The sequence below is a fragment of the Clavibacter sp. MX14-G9D genome (genome assembly GCF_032917815.1).
Lineage (GTDB): Bacteria > Actinomycetota > Actinomycetes > Actinomycetales > Microbacteriaceae > Clavibacter > Clavibacter michiganensis_K.
The window spans coordinates 43,913-60,215 of the sequence record NZ_JAVCVL010000002.1 but is presented as its reverse complement, the minus strand read 5'-3'; the positions used below and the strand labels follow the sequence as shown (position 1 = coordinate 60,215).

Below are 16,303 nucleotides of genomic sequence, written 5' to 3'. Positions count from 1 at the left end.
GGCCCGCGAGCGCGGCCACGGGCGACGCCGAGGCGCGACGGCAGCTCCGCCGCGCCCGCCGGGAGCGGCAGCGGTACGAGCGCCAGGAGGTCCGGCGGTTCACCCAGCGCGCACGGCGCCGCCGGGCGGGACTCCTCGGCGCGCTCGGCGCGTTCCTGGTCCTCGCCCTCGTCGTCGGCATCGCCGTGTACTCGCCGCTCCTCGCGCTCCGCACGGTCGAGGTGGAGGGAGCGGACCGCGTGTCCCCGTCGAGCATCCAGGCGGCCCTCGCCGACCAGGTCGGCACGCCGCTGCCGCTCGTCGACCTCGACCGCGTCGGCGACGAGCTCCGCGCCTTCCCGCTCATCCGCAGCTACAGCACCGAGAGCCGGCCGCCGTCGACGCTCGTGATCCGCATCGTCGAGCGGACTCCCGTCGCCGTGATCCAGTCCGGCGCGGGCTTCGACCTCGTCGACCCCGCCGGCGTGACGATCGAGCGCGCCACGGCGCGTCCCGACGGCTACCCGCTCATCGACCTGCCGAGCGCGGACTTCACGAGCCCGCGGTTCCAGGCGGCCACCGCCGTGCTCGTGGCACTCCCGGCCGACTTCCTGCCCCAGGTCGACAGCATCCAGGCCAACACGACCGACGACGTGACGCTCACCCTCCGCAGCGGCAAGGAGGTCCTGTGGGGGAGCGGGGAGCGCTCGGCCGACAAGGCGCAGGTGCTGCAGGCGCTCGTGAAGGCCCGTGACGACGTCGGCTCGTACGACGTGTCGGCGCCCGACGCGCCCGTCGCCGGACCCTGATCCCGGCGGGCTTCGCGACACGCGGCACGGGAGTCGTCGCTCCGACCCGGAGCCCCCTAACGTCGGGACCAGGAAATGCATACTGAGTAAACTCTAAGCCTCCACCGGAGGTCGAAGGTTCTAGCGGAGGCCCGTCGTGTCGAACAACCAGAACTACCTCGCCGTCATCAAGGTCGTCGGCATCGGCGGTGGAGGCGTCAACGCCGTCAACCGCATGATCGAGCTCGGTCTGCGGGGCGTGGAGTTCATCGCGATCAACACCGACGCGCAGGCGCTGCTCATGAGCGACGCCGACGTCAAGCTCGACGTCGGACGCGAGATCACCCGGGGCCTCGGCGCCGGCGCCGACCCCGAGGTCGGCCGTCGCGCAGCCGAGGACCACGCGGAGGAGATCGAGGAGGCGCTGGCCGGCGCCGACATGGTCTTCGTCACCGCGGGCGAGGGCGGTGGCACGGGCACGGGCGGCGCGCCCGTCGTGGCGCGCATCGCGAAGTCGATCGGCGCGCTCACCATCGGCGTCGTGACGAAGCCGTTCGGCTTCGAGGGCAAGCGCCGCTCGGCGCAGGCCGAGCTCGGCGTCGCGACGCTGAAGAACGAGGTCGACACCCTCATCGTCGTCCCGAACGACCGCCTGCTGGAGATCAGCGACCGTGGCATCAGCATGCTCGAGGCGTTCGCGACCGCCGACCAGGTCCTCCTCGCGGGCGTCCAGGGCATCACCGACCTCATCACCACCCCCGGCCTCATCAACCTCGACTTCGCCGACGTGAAGTCGGTCATGCAGGGGGCCGGCTCCGCGCTCATGGGGATCGGCTCGTCCCGCGGCGCCGACCGGTCGATCAAGGCCGCCGAGCTGGCGGTCGCCTCGCCGCTGCTCGAGGCGAGCATCGAGGGCGCGCACGGCGTGCTGCTCTCGATCCAGGGCGGGTCGAACCTCGGCATCTTCGAGATCAACGACGCGGCCAAGCTCGTGCAGGAGGCGGTGCACCCCGAGGCGAACATCATCTTCGGCGCGGTCATCGACGACACGCTCGGCGACGAGGTGCGCGTCACCGTCATCGCCGCGGGCTTCGACGGCGGCGAGCCGTCGGCCAAGGTCGAGAACCGCCGCAGCGGCTTCGTCGCGGCCGGCGGGGGAGCGGTCACCGCGCCCGAGGCGGTCGCCGCCGCCCCTGCGCGTCCGCAGGCGGAGGCCCCCGTCGCGTCCGTCCCGGCCAGCGACCCGACCTTCGAGGACGACGGCGACGACCTGGACATCCCCGACTTCCTGAAGTGACCGACGGACCGCGCTCCGACGGTGCCGCGGCACCGGACGCCCACCCCGACGCGGCCCATCCGGGCCTCGCCGAGCGGTGGGCGTCCGTGCGGGAGGACGTCGCCGAGGGCATCCGCCGGGCCGGACGCAGCCCGGAGGAGGTGACCACCATCGTGGTCACGAAGTTCCAGCCGGTGTCCCTCATCCGCGCGCTCGTCGACCTCGGGGTCCGCGACCTCGGCGAGAGCCGGCACCAGGAGGCCCAGGGCAAGGCGGCGGAGCTCGACGGACGGGGCCTGGCGTGGCACTTCGTCGGACAGCTCCAGGGCAAGAAGGCGCGCCAGGTGCGGCGCTACGCCTCCGTGATCCACTCGGTCGACCGTCCGTCGCTCGTGGACGCGCTCGCCTCCGACGAGCAGGAGACGCGCGTCTTCCTGCAGGTCAACCTCACCGACGACGCGGACCGGGGCGGCGTGCCGCCCGCCGAGGCGGAGGCCCTCGCGGAGCACGCGGCGCGGGCCGCCGGCATCCGCGTCCTCGGCGTCATGGCGGTGGCCCCCGACGACGGGGAGCCGCGCCGCGCCTTCGCCCGGCTGCGCGGCCTCTCGGACGACGTGCGGCGCATCCTGCCCGACGCCCGCGCCATCTCGGCGGGCATGTCCGGCGATCTGCGGGAGGCGCTCCTCGAGGGCGCGACACACCTTCGGATCGGGTCGGCAATCACGGGAAAGCGGCCCGACCGCCCTTAATGTCGGGAGTGCGGTCCGGTTCGTCAGGCCGACCCGGAAAGAGGAATGATGGCCAACCCACTTCGCAAGACCATGGTGTACCTGGGACTCGCCGACGAGGAGCTCGACTACCAGCAGCAGCAGCAGCCGCAGCCCGCGCAGCCGCAGCAGTCCCCCGTCCAGGCCGTCCCGACGCCCGCCCCCGCTCCCCAGCAGCAGGCCAAGCGCGCACCCGTGACCCCCCTGCACAAGCCCTCGACCACCACAAGGAATGCGGCGCCGGCTGAAATGAACGAGATCCTCACCGTCCACCCCAAGGCCTACAAGGACGCCCAGGTCATCGCCGAGAACTTCCGCGAGGGCGTTCCGGTCATCATCAACCTCTCGCAGATGACGGACGACGACGCCCGCCGCCTCATCGACTTCGCCAGCGGCCTCTCCATCGGCCTCTACGGCAAGATCGAGCGCGTCACCGCCAAGGTCTTCCTCCTCTCGCCGTCGCACGTCGCCGTCTCCGGCGAGCAGTCGGCCACCGAGGCCGAGGTCGAGGCGTCGTTCTTCGGACGCTGATCCTCAGAGCCCCGTGATGGCGGGCGTCGGCGGGAGCTCCCACCGGCGCCCGCCATACTTGTGTCCGTGATCATCGTGAACATCGTCGCCACCGTCGTGTGGTTCGCCCTCCTGGCGTTCATCATCTGCATGTGGGGCCGCTTCGTCCTCGACCTGGTCCAGTCGCTGTCGCGCCAGTGGCGTCCGCGCGGGGCGATGCTCATCGTGGCGGAGGCGTCGTACACGGTCACGGACCCGCCCATCGGCTTCGTCCGCCGCATCATCCCGCCGCTCCGCCTCGGCCCGGTGGCGCTCGACTTCGGCTGGATGATCACGATGCTGGTCGCCATCATCCTGTTCAACGTCGTCGGCGGCCTGATGCGCTGACGACCGCCGCCTCGCTCCGGATCCGCCCTCCGGTCCCCGGACCGCCGCCATCCGCTGGTAGCGTTGAGGCGCACGTTGTCCCGAATCCCCGTCCGCTCGCGCGGACCCCGCTCTACGCACAAAAGAGGTGGCAGGCCATGGCTCTCACTCCTGAAGACGTCGTCAACAAGCGTTTCCAGCCGACCAAGTTCCGCGAGGGATACGACCAGGACGAGGTGGACGACTTCCTCGACGAGGTGGTCGTCGAGCTGCGCCGTCTCCACCAGGAGAACGAGGAGCTGCGCCAGCGTCTCGGCTCGGGCGATGCCGCCCCCGCCGCGACCACGGCCATCGAGACCCCCGCTCCCGCCCCCGCCGCGGTCGAGCAGGCCCCCGTCGTCGCCGAGCCCGAGCCCGAGGCCGCTCCGGAGCCGGAGCCCGTCGAGGCCCCGGTCGTCGCGCAGGCGCCCGCCGCCGCCCCAGCCGCAGCCGCCGCGGACGACGACGACGAGACCTCCAGCACCAGCAGCCTCCTCAAGCTCGCGCGCAAGCTGCACGAGGAGCACGTCCGCGAGGGCGTCGAGAAGCGCGACGCGCTCGTCGCGGAGGCCCACGCCACCGCCGCGCGCATCGCCGCCGAGGCCGAGGCCGAGCAGCGCTCGAAGACCGCCGTGCTCGAGAAGGAGCGCCAGGTGCTCGAGGGCCGCATCGACGAGCTCCGCACCTTCGAGCGCGAGTACCGCACCAAGCTCAAGGGCTACATCGAGGGCCAGCTCCGCGAGCTGGACGCCTCCGGCTCCAGCGAGGCGCCCGCCACCGCCTCGTTCGGCAGCTAGCACCCGCACCACCCGCACGCCCGACGGCGGCGTGGGTCCCGCACGGCATGCGCCGCGGGTCCCGCGTCGCCGTCGTCGTTCGCGCCGGCGGGCCGGATCCGCCGCCCCGGCCCGCATCGCCCCGCACCGCACCGCACCGGAAGAGGTCCCCATGGAGCACCGCACCCTCCCCGTCCCCGACGGACTCGACGGGCAGCGCGTCGACGCGGGCCTCGCGCGGCTGCTCGGCTTCTCGCGCAGCTTCGCGGCCGAGGTCGCCGAGTCCGGCGGGGTGACGCAGGACGGGCGGGAGGCCGGCAAGTCCGACCGCCTCGTGGGCGGGTCGATGCTCGCCGTCAGCTGGCAGCCGCGGCAGGAGCCGTCCGTGGTGCCGCTCGCGGTCCCCGACCTCGGCATCGTGCACGACGACGACGACATCGTCGTGGTCGACAAGCCAGTGGGCGTCGCGGCCCACCCGAGCGTGGGGTGGACGGGTCCGACCGTCCTCGGGGCGCTGGCCGCCGCCGGGTTCCGGCTCAGCACGTCCGGCGCGGAGGAGCGCCAGGGCATCGTGCACCGCCTCGATGCGGGCACGAGCGGTCTCATGGTCGTCGCGAAGACGGAGCGCGCGTACACGGAGCTCAAGCGGCAGTTCCATGACCGCGAGGTCGAGAAGGTCTACCACGCCGTCGTCCAGGGTCACCCGGATCCCCTCGCGGGCACCATCGACGCCCCCATCGGCCGCCATCCGCGCAGCGACTGGAAGTTCGCGGTCACCGCCGACGGCAAGCCCTCCGTCACCCACTACGAGACGCTCGAGGCGTTCCCGCGCGCGGCCCTGCTGGAGGTGCACCTGGAGACGGGACGCACCCACCAGATCCGCGTGCACATGGCCGCGCAGCGCCACCCCTGCGTGGGCGACGCCATGTACGGCGCCGACCCCACGATCTCCGCCCAGCTCGACCTCCACCGCCAGTGGCTGCACGCCATGCGGCTCGAGATCACGCACCCCGCGACGGGCGACCGCGCCTCGTTCTCGAGCACCTACCCGGCGGACCTCCAGCACGCGCTCGACGTCCTCCGCGACTGACGCGCGACACGCGGCCGGGCCCTCCGGGGCCTGCCTAAGATGGCCACACCTCGATCAGACCAGCAGATAGGGACCCGTGCCCCGCAACGACTCGTTCGTCCATCTCCACGTCCACAGCGAGTACTCCATGCTCGACGGCGCGGCCCGCGTCGGCCCGCTGGTCCAGGCGGCCGCCGAGCAGGCCATGCCCGCCGTCGCGATCACCGACCACGGCAACGTCTTCGGCGCCTTCGACTTCTGGAAGCAGGCCAGGAACGCGGGCGTCAAGCCCATCATCGGCACCGAGGCCTACATCACGCCGGGCACCCACCGCGGCGACCGCACGCGCATCCGCTGGGGCAACGGCGGCCAGGACGACGTCTCCGGATCCGGCGCCTACACGCACCTCACGATGCTGGCGGAGACGACCGAGGGCATGCACAACCTCTTCCGCCTGTCCTCGCGCGCGTCCCTGGAGGGGTACTACTTCAAGCCCCGCATGGACCGCGAGCTCCTGAGCACCTACGCCACGGGGCTCATCGCGACCACGGGCTGCCCGTCCGGCGAGGTGCAGACGCGCCTCCGGCTCGGCCAGTACGACGAGGCGGTCAAGGCCGCGAGCGACTACCGCGACATCTTCGGGGCCGGCAACTACTTCTGCGAGATCATGGACCACGGCCTCGGCATCGAGCGGCGGATCATGAGCGACCTCCTCCGGCTCGCGAAGGACCTCGACCTCCCGCTCGTCGCGACCAACGACCTCCACTACACGCACGAGCACGACGCGACCAGCCACGCGGCGCTCCTGTGCGTCCAGTCGGGCACGACGCTCGACGACCCCAACCGCTTCAAGTTCGACGCCGACGAGTTCTACCTGAAGACCGCCGCGCAGATGCGGCACCTGTTCCGCGACCACGAGGAGGCGTGCGACAACACGCTGCTCATCGCCGAGCGCTGCGACGTGCAGTTCAACGAGTCGGCGAACTACATGCCGCGGTACCCCGTCCCCGAGGGCGAGAGCGAGCAGACCTGGTTCGTGAAGGAGGTCGAGCGCGGGCTCGTCCGCCGCTACCCGGCCGGCTTCTCCGACGAGGTCCGCAAGCGCGCCGACTACGAGGTCGGCGTCATCGCGCAGATGGGCTTCCCGGGCTACTTCCTCGTCGTCGCCGACTTCATCGGCTGGTCGCGGGAGAACGGGATCCGCGTGGGTCCGGGCCGCGGCTCGGGCGCGGGTTCCATGGTCGCGTACGCCATGGGCATCACCGACCTCGACCCGCTGCAGCACGGCCTGCTCTTCGAGCGGTTCCTGAACCCGGACCGCGTCTCCATGCCCGACTTCGACGTCGACTTCGACGACCGTCGCCGCGGCGAGGTCATCCGGTACGTGACGGACAAGTACGGCGACGAGCGCGTGGCCCAGATCGTCACGTACGGCACGATCAAGGCGAAGCAGGCCCTCAAGGACTCCAGCCGCGTGCTGGGGTATCCCTTCTCGATGGGCGACAAGCTCACCAAGGCCATGCCGCCGGCGATCATGGGCAAGGACATCCCGCTGTCCGGCATCCTCGACACCGACCACCCGCGCTACCGCGAGGCCGGCGACTTCCGTGAGGTCCTCGCCATGGACCCGGAGGCGCAGAAGGTCTTCGAGACCGCGCAGGGCATCGAGAACCTGAAGCGCCAGTGGGGCGTGCACGCGGCCGGCGTCATCATGTCGAGCGAGCCGCTCATCGACATCATCCCGATCATGAAGCGGGAGCAGGACGGCCAGATCGTCACGCAGTTCGACTACCCTGCCTGCGAGTCCCTCGGGCTCATCAAGATGGACTTCCTGGGGCTCCGGAACCTCACGATCATCGACGACGCGCTCAACAACATCGAGTCGAATCGCGGCGAGAAGCTCGTCCTCGAGGACCTGGGCCTGGACGACCGCGCCGCGTACGACCTGCTCGCCCGCGGCGACACCCTCGGCGTGTTCCAGCTCGACGGCGGCCCGATGCGGTCGCTGCTGCGAATGATGAAGCCGGACGACTTCGAGGACATCTCCGCCGTCATCGCGCTGTACCGCCCGGGACCCATGGGCGCGAACTCGCACACCAACTACGCGCTGCGGAAGAACGGGCTCCAGGAGATCACGCCCATCCACCCGGAGCTCGAGGAGCCCCTGCGCGAGGTGCTCGGCACCACGCACGGCCTGATCGTGTACCAGGAGCAGGTGATGTCGGTCGCGCAGAAGCTCGCCGGCTTCACGCTCGCGCAGGCCGACCTCCTGCGCCGCGCCATGGGCAAGAAGAAGAAGTCCGAGCTCGACAAGCAGTTCGCGGGCTTCTCGCAGGGCATGCAGGACAACGGCTACTCGATGGCCGCGGTGAAGGCGCTCTGGGACATCCTCCTGCCCTTCTCCGACTACGCCTTCAACAAGGCGCACTCCGCCGCATACGGCGTGGTCTCGTACTGGACCGCGTACCTCAAGGCGCACTACCCGGCCGAGTACATGGCTGCGCTGCTCACGAGCGTCGGCGACTCCAAGGACAAGATGGCGCTCTACCTCAACGAGTGCCGCCGCATGGGCATCAAGGTGCTCCCGCCGGACGTCAACGAGTCGATCGGCTTCTTCGCGGCCGCCGGCGCCGACATCCGCTTCGGGCTGGGCGCCGTGCGGAACGTCGGGTCCAACGTGGTCGAGGCCCTCCGGGGCGCGCGCGCGGAGCAGGGCGCCTTCGAGTCCTTCGACGACTTCCTCAAGAAGGTCCCGCTGCCGGTCGCCAACAAGCGCACGGTGGAGTCGCTCATCAAGGCCGGCGCGTTCGACTCGCTGGGCGACACCCGTCGGGCCCTCCTCGAGGTCCACGAGGGCATGATCGACGCATCCGTGAGCGACAAGCGCGCCGCCATGAACGGGCAGGTCGGGTTCGACTTCGACAGCCTCTGGGACGAGCCGCAGCACGCGCGGAAGGTCCCCGAGCGTCCGGAGTGGGCGAAGCGCGACAAGCTCGCGTTCGAGCGCGAGATGCTCGGGCTCTACGTCTCCGACCACCCGCTCGCGGGCCTCGAGATCCCGCTCGCGAAGCTCGCCTCCACGGGCATCGCGGAGCTTCTGGCCACCGACGCGTCGATGGACGGCGAGACGGTCACGCTCGCGGGACTGCTCACGAGCGTGCAGCACCGCACGGCGCGGAACTCGGGCAACCAGTACGGCATGGTCCAGCTGGAGGACTTCGGCGGCGAGATCACCTGCATGTTCATGGGCAAGGCGTACCAGGAGTTCGCGCCGGCGCTGCAGGGCGACACCGTCGTGGTGATCCGCGGCCGCGTGTCCACGCGCGACGACGGCATGAACATCCACGCGTTCTCGATGTTCCAGCCCGACCTCGGCCAGAGCCTGGGGTCCGGTCCGCTGCTCATCAGCCTCGCCGAGAACCGCGCCACGACGGAGACCGTCATGGGCCTCAACGACGTGCTGATCCGGCACTCGGGCGACACGGAGGTCCGGCTGCAGCTCGTCAAGGGCGACAGCGGGCGCGTGTTCGAGATCCCGTACCCGGTCACGGTGAGCGCGGACCTCTACGGCGAGCTCAAGTCCCTGCTCGGGCCGAACTGCCTGGGCTGACCCCCGGCCCCGGCCCGTCGTGGACCGGTCAGGCCTCGGCGCCCGGGCGGAGGTAGCGACGGGCATGGTAGACGAGCGGCTCGTCGTCGACGCCCGGGCCGCCGTCCTCGACGCGCACGATGACGACGATGGCGTCGTGCACGTGGATCCGCTCGACGATGCGGGCCACGAGCAGCGCGGTGCCCCCGTCGAGGACGGGGAGCCCGTGCGGGCCCGGGGACCAGTGGTCGCCCGCGAAGCGCTCGGAGGCCGGGCCGCTGAGGCGCTCGGCGAGGTGCCGGTCGCGTGCCCCGAGGACGTGGATGGCCACGTGGGCCGCCTCCTCGAGGGCCGCGGCGCTCGACGCCGTGCGGGCGAGGCTGAAGCTCGCGAGCGGCGGGTCGGCCGACACCGAGGAGAGCGACGTGGCGGTGAAGCCGACGGGGGAGCCGGCGGCGTCACGCGCGGTGACGACGGCGACGCCGGCCGCGTGGCGCCGGAAGGCGGCGCGGAAGGCGTCCAGGCCTCGGGCCTCGGAGAGCGTGGTGGCGGGGTGCGCGTCCATGCATCGAGACGCTAGCCGCCGGATCCGCCGACCGCCCGCTCGGTAGACTTCCGGAGTCATGATGCGCATCCAGGACCTCCGCGGCACCACGCCCAGCACCGCCGACCTGCTCGACCTCCTCCCGCGTCCGGTCACCGACGTGGCCGTCGCGCTCGACGTCGCCCGCGAGCTGGTGGAGGACGTCCGCACGCGGGGGAGCGCGGCGCTGCTCGACCAGGCGGAGCGGCTCGACCGCGTGCGCCCGGGCTCCCTGCGCGTCCCGGCCGAGGCGATCGCCGACGCCGTCGCGGGCCTGGACCCCGCCGTCCGCGCCGCCCTCGAGGAGGCCATCCGACGCGTCCGGCTCGGCTCGGCCGCGCAGGTCCCGGCCGAGACCACCACGACCGTCGTGCCCGGCGGCACCATCGTCCAGCGCTGGCAGCCGGTGCGCCGCGTCGGCCTCTACGTGCCCGGCGGCAAGGCCGTCTACCCGTCCAGCGTGGTGATGAACGTCGTGGCGGCCCAGGTGGCCGGCGTCGCCAGCATCGCGCTCGCCTCGCCGGCGCAGGCGGCGCACGGGGGCTCCGTGCACCCCGTGATCCTCGGGGCGGCCGGCCTCCTCGGCGTCACCGAGGTCTACGCGATGGGCGGCGCGGGGGCCATCGGCGCCTTCGCGCACGGGGTCGCCGACCTCGGGCTCGAGCCCGTCGACGTCGTCACCGGGCCTGGCAACATCTACGTCGCCGCCGCGAAGCGCGTCGTGCGGGGCGTGACGGGGATCGACTCGGAGGCCGGCACCACCGAGATCCTCGTGATCGCCGACCACGCCGCGGACGCGCGACTCGTGGCCGCCGACCTCGTGAGCCAGGCGGAGCACGACGAGATGGCCGCGTCCGTCCTCGTCACGGACTCCCCGGAGCTCGCCCGTGCGGTCGACGCCGAGGTCGCGGCGCTGGCCGCGACGACGGGCCACTCCGCGCGCGTCGTCCAGGCGCTCACCGGCCCGCAGTCCGCGATCCTCGTGGTCGACGACCTCGAGACGGCCGCGCGCTACAGCGACGCCTACGGGCCCGAGCACCTCTCCGTGCAGACGACCGACCCCGACGCCCTCCTCGCGCACCTGCACAGCGCCGGCGCGATCTTCCTCGGACCGCACTCGCCCGTGAGCCTCGGCGACTACCTGGCAGGCTCCAACCACGTCCTCCCCACCGGCGGGCAGGCGAGGTTCGGCTCCGGCCTCGGCGCGTACACGTTCCTCCGCCCCCAGCAGGTGGTGCGCTACGACGCCGACGCCCTCCGGGAGGCGGAGCCGCTGATCGTCGCGCTCAGCCGCGCCGAGGACCTGCCGGCGCACGGCGACGCCGTGACGGCGCGCCTCGGGCGCTGACGTATCCTGGCCACACCATGTTCTGCCCCTTCTGCCGCCACCCCGACTCCCGCGTCGTCGACTCCCGCACGAGCGACGACGGCCTGTCGATCCGCCGTCGGCGGCAGTGCCCCGAGTGCGGTCGTCGCTTCAGCACCACGGAGACCGCGAGCCTGAGCGTCATCAAGCGCAACGGCGTCGTCGAGCCGTTCAGCCGCGAGAAGATCGTCACCGGCGTCCGCAAGGCGTGCCAGGGTCGTCCCGTCACCGACACCGACCTCGCGGTCCTCGCCCAGCGGGTCGAGGAGGCCATCCGCGCCACGGGCGCGTCGCAGATCGAGGCCAACGACATCGGGCTGTCGATCCTCCCGCCGCTCCGCGAGCTCGACGAGGTGGCGTACCTGCGGTTCGCGAGCGTCTACCAGGGCTTCGACTCGCTCGACGACTTCGAGTCGGCCATCGCCCAGCTGCGCGTCGCGCACGCGGCGTCCCCCGACCGGCCCTGACCCGCGCCCACGCCGCGGGAAGGCCTGGGCGCAGGCGCTAGCCTGGTGCCGATGTATCCCCTCCTCTTCCGCACGGTCCTGTCGCGCATGGACCCGGAGGACGCGCACCACCTGGCGTCCACGGCCATCGCCCTCCTCCCGCCGTCCGGCTTCGGCTGGATCGCCCGACGCCTGACCGCACCGGACCCCTCGCTCGCGGTCGACGCCCTCGGGCTCCGCTTCCCGTCGCCGTTCGGCGTGGCCGCCGGCTTCGACAAGGACGCGCAGGCCGTGCTCGGCCTCGGCCAGCTCGGCTTCGGCCACGTGGAGGTCGGGACGGTCACCGCCGTCGCCCAGCCGGGCAACCCGCGGCCGCGGCTCTTCCGCCTCGTCGAGGACCGCGCGGTCATCAACCGGATGGGCTTCAACAACGGGGGAGCGGTGGCCCTCGCCGACCGCCTGCGCCGGCTGCGCGCGCGCCGTGACCGGCCCGTCATCGGCGTCAACATCGGCAAGACCCGAGCCGTCGCCGTCGAGGACGCCGTCGCCGACTACGTGCGGACGACGCGCCTCGTCGCCCCCGTGGCCGACTACCTCGCGGTGAACGTGAGCTCGCCGAACACGCCGGGGCTGCGGGGCCTGCAGGAGATCGAGCTGCTCCGACCGCTGCTGACCAGCATCCGCGACGCGGCCGACGGCGTGCCCATGCTCGTCAAGATCGCGCCGGATCTGCGGGACGCCGAGGTGGAGCGCATCGCGGGGCTCGCGACCGAGCTCGGCCTCGCCGGCGTCATCGCCACGAACACCACGCTCTCCCGGGAGGGGCTGCGGACCGACGCATCGGTCGTCGAGTCCGCGGGCGCGGGCGGGCTCTCCGGCGCGCCCCTGGCCGCGCGATCGCTCGAGGTCCTGGGCCTCCTCCGCCGCGCGCTCCCGGAGGACGCCTGCGTGATCTCGGTCGGCGGCGTGGACACGGCCGAGGACGTCCAGGCGCGCCTGGACGCGGGAGCGACGCTCGTGCAGGGCTACACGGCGTTCCTGTACCGGGGTCCGCTGTGGGCCCGGTCGATCAACGCCGGCCTCGCCCGCATCCGCCGGGGCTGACCGGTCCGCGCCCCGGCGGCGACGCCGCGACCCGGACGCGGGCCGCGGGACGGATCAGCTGAAGGTGACCTTCTCGCGGCGCTTCACCTGCGGCTTGGGCAGGCGCATGGGGCGCATCTGGATGGTGCGCATGCCGGCGTACCAGCGGATCCCGCGCTCGAGGCGGTCGGCCCCGACCCGCGCGACGATGGCGGCGCGCACGCGGCGGCCCGTGAAGTACGCGTCGATGATGGCCGCGATGACGAACACGTAGATCGACAGCAGCGGGATCGCCGACAGGTTCGGCAGCACGAAGGTGAGGACGACGACCACGCCCATGACCGGGAGCAGGAGCTCGCCGACGCTCCAGCGGGAGTCCACGACGTCGCGCGCGAACCGCTTCTGCGGGCCCTTGTCCCGGACGGGCAGGTACCGCTCGTCCCCGGCGGCCATGCCGGCATTGGCACGGGCTCGCGCCTCGCGTGCCTTCTCCTTGGCCTGCTGGGCCGCGAGCTTGCGGTCCTGCGGCACGAGCGGGCGGAGGTTCGCGGCCTCGCGCTCCCGACGGGTGGGGGTCGGGCCCTTCTTCCCGTCGGCCGTGCGACCGTCCACGGGCGCCGCGGCGCTCGTCTCGGAGGGGGTCTCTGCGGGTGTCTGCTGCTTCGCCACGTCTCTCGTCCTTGCCTGGAGTGAATCTAAGATTACCTGCATGACGCCTCCCGACACCTCCGCAGACGCCGTGACCGCACCGGACCAGGAGGCCGTCGACCGGCTCGCCGCCGCCGTCGCGGGCGGGTTCCCCACCACCGTCGCCGACCTCTCGGCCCTCGTCCGCATCCCCAGCGTCTCCTGGCCGGCGTTCGACCCGACCCACGTCGCGGCCAGCGCGGACGCCGTCGCGGGTCTCCTCGCCGGCCTGGGCGTCTTCGACGACGTGTCGGTGCACCGGGCGACCACGCCGTCGGGCGACGACGGGCAGCCGGCGGTGCTGGCGACCCGGGCCCCCCGGAACGGGAAGCCCACCGTCCTCCTCTACGCGCACCACGACGTGCAGCCCCCCGGCGCCGACGAGCACTGGGAGACGCCCCCCTTCGAGCCCACCCTCCGCGGCGAGCGGCTGCACGGTCGCGGCGCCTCGGACGACAAGGCCGGGATCATGACGCACGTCGCCGCCATCCGCGCGCTCGTCGAGGCGGAGGGCGACGACCTCGAGCTCGGCCTCGCGGTGTTCATCGAGGGGGAGGAGGAGGCGGGGTCGCGCTCCTTCTCCGACTTCCTCGCCACGCACCACGACGCCCTCGCCGCCGACGTCATCGTGGTCGCCGACAGCGACAACTGGGACGTCGACACCCCGTCCATCACCATCGCCCTCCGCGGCAACGTCACGTTCCGCCTGACGGTGCGGACGCTCGACCATGCCTCGCACTCCGGCATGTTCGGGGGCGCCGTCCCGGACGCCATGATGGCCGCCGTGCGCCTCCTCGACTCGCTCTGGGATGCCGACGGGTCCGTCGCGGTCGCGGGCCTCACGTCCACCGCCATGGAGACGCCCGCCTACGACGACGCGCGCCTCGCGGAGGAGGCGGCGCTGCTCCCGGGCGTCAGCGCCGTCGGCACGGGGCCGATCCTCACGCGCCTGTGGGCGCAGCCCTCCATCACCGTGACCGGCATCGACGCCCCGTCGGTCGCCAACGCGAGCAACACCCTGCTGCCGGAGGTGTCCGTCCGCATCAGCGCCCGCATCGCCCCCGGGCAGACCGCCGCCGACGGGTACGAGGCCCTGGAGGCGCACGTCCAGGGCAACCGCCCCTTCGGCGCCCACGTCGAGATCAGCGACGTGGACCAGGGCGATCCCTTCCTGGTCGACACGAGCGGATGGGCGATGGCGGAGGCGACGGCCGCGATGACCGCCGGCTGGGGACGCGCCCCCGTGCAGGCCGGGATCGGCGGCTCCATCCCGTTCATCGCCGACCTGGTCGAGGCCTTCCCGTCCGCCCAGATCCTGGTGACCGGCGTCGAGGACCCCGACACCCGGGCGCACAGCCCGAACGAGTCGCAGCACCTCGGCGTCCTCCAGCGCGCCATCCTCAGCGAGGCCGTCCTCCTGTCGCGCATCGCCCGCCGGGCCTGATCGAGGACCCCCGCCCGCGGCGGTCGGATCCGCACGGGCGGGCGGGAACACCCGGGTGGCGCTCGCGGTTGCACCACGTAGACTCCCGAGGAGTCGCCCGACCGCAGATCCCACCACCCGAGGAGTGCTCATGACCGACACCACGCTGACCGAGACCGCGTCCGCGGCCCACCGCGTCGGCCTCACGGACACCGCCGCAGGCAAGGTCAAGAGCCTGCTCCAGCAGGAGGGCCGCGAGGACCTCCGCCTCCGCGTCGCCGTCCAGCCCGGCGGCTGCTCCGGCCTCATCTACCAGCTCTACTTCGACGAGCGCGAGCTCGACGGCGACGCGACGGTCGACTTCGACGGCGTCGAGGTCATCGTCGACAAGATGAGCGTCCCGTACCTGGACGGCGCCACCATCGACTTCGAGGACACCATCCAGAAGCAGGGCTTCACCATCGACAACCCCAACGCGGGCGGCTCGTGCGCGTGCGGGGACTCGTTCCACTGACACATGGAACGGTAAGCGATCCAGGCCCGTGGAACCGGGCTTCGAACAGGGAGTCGTCCTTCGGGCGGCTCCCTGTCGCGTAGGGTGGAACTCGTCACATCCGGTTCTTCGAAGGGTCTGCACGTGCGCTTCACTCGCCGTCAACGTTGGCTGACAATCCCCGTCGCCATAGGCATCTCGGTACTCCTCGCGGGGTGCACGCAGCAGCAGCTCCAGGGTTGGCTCCCGACCGAGGCCGGCACCACGAACCACGTCGACTCGGTCATCGGGCTGTGGGTCACCGCCTGGATCGTCCTCCTCGCCGTCGGCGTCCTCACCTGGGGCCTCACCATCTGGGCAGCCGTGGTCTACCGCCGCCGCAAGGGCCAGACCGGCCTCCCCGTGCAGATGCGCTACAACATGCCGATCGAGATCTTCTACACGATCGTGCCCCTCATCCTCGTGCTCGGCTTCTTCGCCTTCACCGCCAAGGACCAGGCGGCCATCGAGGCGCGCTTCGACACCCCCGAGGTCAAGGTCCAGGTCTTCGGCAAGCAGTGGGCGTGGGACTTCAACTACCTCGGCGGCGAGACCGAGTCCGGTGAGGCCATCGAGGGCGGTGCCTACGAGCAGGGCGTCCAGGCGGTCGACGACCCCGACGGCCCGCAGGGCTCGATCGACAAGGACAAGCTCCCCACGCTCTACCTGCCGGTGAACACCAAGGTCGAGCTCGAGCTCAACACCCGCGACACGCTGCACTCCTTCTGGGTGGTGGACTTCCTCTACAAGAAGGACCTCATCTCCGGCAAGACGAACTACATGACGTTCATCCCGGAGAAGGAGGGGACGTACATGGGCAAGTGCGCCGAGCTCTGCGGCGAGTACCACTCGCTCATGCTGTTCCAGGTCAAGGTCGTCTCCATCGACGAGTACAACGCCTACATCGAGAGCCAGAAGGCGGCCGGCTTCGAGGGAGACCTCGGCACCGACTACGACCGCCTGCAGAACCTCCCCGGCACCGACGTGCCGGCCACCACCGAGTCGTCCGAAGAGTAGGGCAGCA

General features: G+C 72.0%; 16 protein-coding genes. 14 read left to right on the top strand and 2 right to left on the bottom strand.

The features are described from left to right. From Q6969_RS00600 to dnaE, 8 genes are all read left to right on the top strand, one after another. On the top strand, positions 1 to 788 hold a 788-nt coding region (locus Q6969_RS00600), incomplete at its 5' end, for an FtsQ-type POTRA domain-containing protein (RefSeq protein WP_317228709.1). Positions 789 to 924: 136 nt separating this feature from the next. Beyond that, complete coding sequence (ftsZ, locus tag Q6969_RS00595) at positions 925 to 2,064, top strand: cell division protein FtsZ (RefSeq protein ID WP_317228708.1); 1,140 nt, start codon at positions 925 to 927, stop codon at positions 2,062 to 2,064. Beyond that, positions 2,061 to 2,792, top strand: a complete 732-nt coding sequence (locus Q6969_RS00590) for a YggS family pyridoxal phosphate-dependent enzyme (protein WP_317228707.1) — start codon at positions 2,061 to 2,063, stop codon at positions 2,790 to 2,792. The genes ftsZ and Q6969_RS00590 overlap by 4 nt, the downstream gene beginning before the upstream one ends. Before the next feature lie 48 nt (positions 2,793 to 2,840). Then, positions 2,841 to 3,341, top strand: a complete 501-nt coding sequence (locus Q6969_RS00585) for a cell division protein SepF (protein ID WP_317228706.1) — start codon at positions 2,841 to 2,843, stop codon at positions 3,339 to 3,341. Positions 3,342 to 3,407: 66 nt separating this feature from the next. Further along, on the top strand, positions 3,408 to 3,707 hold the full coding sequence (locus tag Q6969_RS00580) for a YggT family protein (RefSeq protein ID WP_317228705.1): 300 nt from the start codon (positions 3,408 to 3,410) through the stop codon (positions 3,705 to 3,707). A 137-nt stretch (positions 3,708 to 3,844) separates the two neighbouring features. After that, on the top strand, positions 3,845 to 4,522 hold the full coding sequence (locus tag Q6969_RS00575) for a DivIVA domain-containing protein (protein ID WP_317228704.1): 678 nt from the start codon (positions 3,845 to 3,847) through the stop codon (positions 4,520 to 4,522). 151 nt (positions 4,523 to 4,673) lie between these two features. Next, complete coding sequence (locus tag Q6969_RS00570) at positions 4,674 to 5,591, top strand: RluA family pseudouridine synthase (RefSeq protein WP_104343747.1); 918 nt, start codon at positions 4,674 to 4,676, stop codon at positions 5,589 to 5,591. 127 nt (positions 5,592 to 5,718) lie between these two features. Next, entirely contained in the window at positions 5,719 to 9,180 is a 3,462-nt protein-coding gene (gene dnaE, locus Q6969_RS00565) for a DNA polymerase III subunit alpha (RefSeq protein WP_396335495.1), read from the top strand. 28 nt (positions 9,181 to 9,208) lie between these two features. On the opposite strand, the gene Q6969_RS00560 is transcribed toward dnaE, so the two are convergent. After that, a complete protein-coding gene (locus tag Q6969_RS00560) occupies positions 9,209 to 9,724 on the bottom strand; it encodes a flavin reductase family protein (RefSeq protein WP_317228702.1) in 516 nt (171 codons plus the stop codon). 61 nt (positions 9,725 to 9,785) lie between these two features. On the opposite strand from Q6969_RS00560, the gene hisD reads away from it, so the two are divergent. Genes hisD through Q6969_RS00545 form a run of 3 tightly spaced genes read left to right on the top strand, consistent with a single transcriptional unit; the run spans position 9,786 to position 12,658 of the window. Continuing rightward, positions 9,786 to 11,090 carry a histidinol dehydrogenase gene (hisD, locus tag Q6969_RS00555; RefSeq protein ID WP_317228712.1) on the top strand — a complete coding sequence of 435 codons (1,305 nt, stop codon included), beginning with the start codon at positions 9,786 to 9,788 and terminating at the stop codon, positions 11,088 to 11,090. 17 nt (positions 11,091 to 11,107) lie between these two features. After that, on the top strand, positions 11,108 to 11,575 hold the full coding sequence (nrdR, locus tag Q6969_RS00550; protein WP_317228701.1) for a transcriptional regulator NrdR: 468 nt from the start codon (positions 11,108 to 11,110) through the stop codon (positions 11,573 to 11,575). A gap of 51 nt (positions 11,576 to 11,626) precedes the next feature. Next, positions 11,627 to 12,658 carry a quinone-dependent dihydroorotate dehydrogenase gene (locus Q6969_RS00545; protein ID WP_317228700.1) on the top strand — a complete coding sequence of 344 codons (1,032 nt, stop codon included), beginning with the start codon at positions 11,627 to 11,629 and terminating at the stop codon, positions 12,656 to 12,658. A gap of 54 nt (positions 12,659 to 12,712) precedes the next feature. Here the strand turns inward: Q6969_RS00545 and Q6969_RS00540 are convergent, their stop codons facing one another. Beyond that, positions 12,713 to 13,306, bottom strand: coding sequence for a DUF3043 domain-containing protein (locus tag Q6969_RS00540; RefSeq protein ID WP_094116064.1), 594 nt, complete (start codon positions 13,304 to 13,306; stop codon positions 12,713 to 12,715). A 40-nt stretch (positions 13,307 to 13,346) separates the two neighbouring features. Here Q6969_RS00540 and Q6969_RS00535 point away from each other — a divergent pair, with 40 nt between their 5' ends. The 3 genes from Q6969_RS00535 (at position 13,347) to coxB (ending at position 16,296) form a co-directional block, all read left to right on the top strand. Then, a complete protein-coding gene (locus Q6969_RS00535) occupies positions 13,347 to 14,768 on the top strand; it encodes a dipeptidase (protein ID WP_317228699.1) in 1,422 nt (473 codons plus the stop codon). A gap of 130 nt (positions 14,769 to 14,898) precedes the next feature. After that, a complete protein-coding gene (gene erpA, locus Q6969_RS00530; RefSeq protein ID WP_094116062.1) occupies positions 14,899 to 15,261 on the top strand; it encodes an iron-sulfur cluster insertion protein ErpA in 363 nt (120 codons plus the stop codon). Between the two features lie 123 nt (positions 15,262 to 15,384). Continuing rightward, positions 15,385 to 16,296: a cytochrome c oxidase subunit II gene (gene coxB / locus Q6969_RS00525; protein WP_094116061.1), complete on the top strand. Its 912-nt coding sequence runs from the start codon at positions 15,385 to 15,387 to the stop codon at positions 16,294 to 16,296. Positions 16,297 to 16,303: the final 7 nt, after the last annotated feature.

What these genes read in the sequence shown, in the direction of transcription:
- Q6969_RS00585 (WP_317228706.1), top strand. Translation starts at nt 2,841, where the DNA reads ATGGCCAACCCACTTCGCAAGACCATGGTGTACCTGGGACTCGCCGAC.
- Q6969_RS00575 (WP_317228704.1), top strand. Translation starts at nt 3,845, where the DNA reads ATGGCTCTCACTCCTGAAGACGTCGTCAACAAGCGTTTCCAGCCGACC.
- Q6969_RS00570 (WP_104343747.1), top strand. Translation starts at nt 4,674, where the DNA reads ATGGAGCACCGCACCCTCCCCGTCCCCGACGGACTCGACGGGCAGCGC.
- dnaE (WP_396335495.1), top strand. Translation starts at nt 5,719, where the DNA reads ATGCTCGACGGCGCGGCCCGCGTCGGCCCGCTGGTCCAGGCGGCCGCC.
- Q6969_RS00560 (WP_317228702.1), bottom strand. Translation starts at nt 9,724, where the DNA reads ATGGACGCGCACCCCGCCACCACGCTCTCCGAGGCCCGAGGCCTGGAC.
- hisD (WP_317228712.1), top strand. Translation starts at nt 9,786, where the DNA reads ATGCGCATCCAGGACCTCCGCGGCACCACGCCCAGCACCGCCGACCTG.
- nrdR (WP_317228701.1), top strand. Translation starts at nt 11,108, where the DNA reads ATGTTCTGCCCCTTCTGCCGCCACCCCGACTCCCGCGTCGTCGACTCC.
- Q6969_RS00545 (WP_317228700.1), top strand. Translation starts at nt 11,627, where the DNA reads ATGTATCCCCTCCTCTTCCGCACGGTCCTGTCGCGCATGGACCCGGAG.
- Q6969_RS00535 (WP_317228699.1), top strand. Translation starts at nt 13,347, where the DNA reads ATGACGCCTCCCGACACCTCCGCAGACGCCGTGACCGCACCGGACCAG.
- erpA (WP_094116062.1), top strand. Translation starts at nt 14,899, where the DNA reads ATGACCGACACCACGCTGACCGAGACCGCGTCCGCGGCCCACCGCGTC.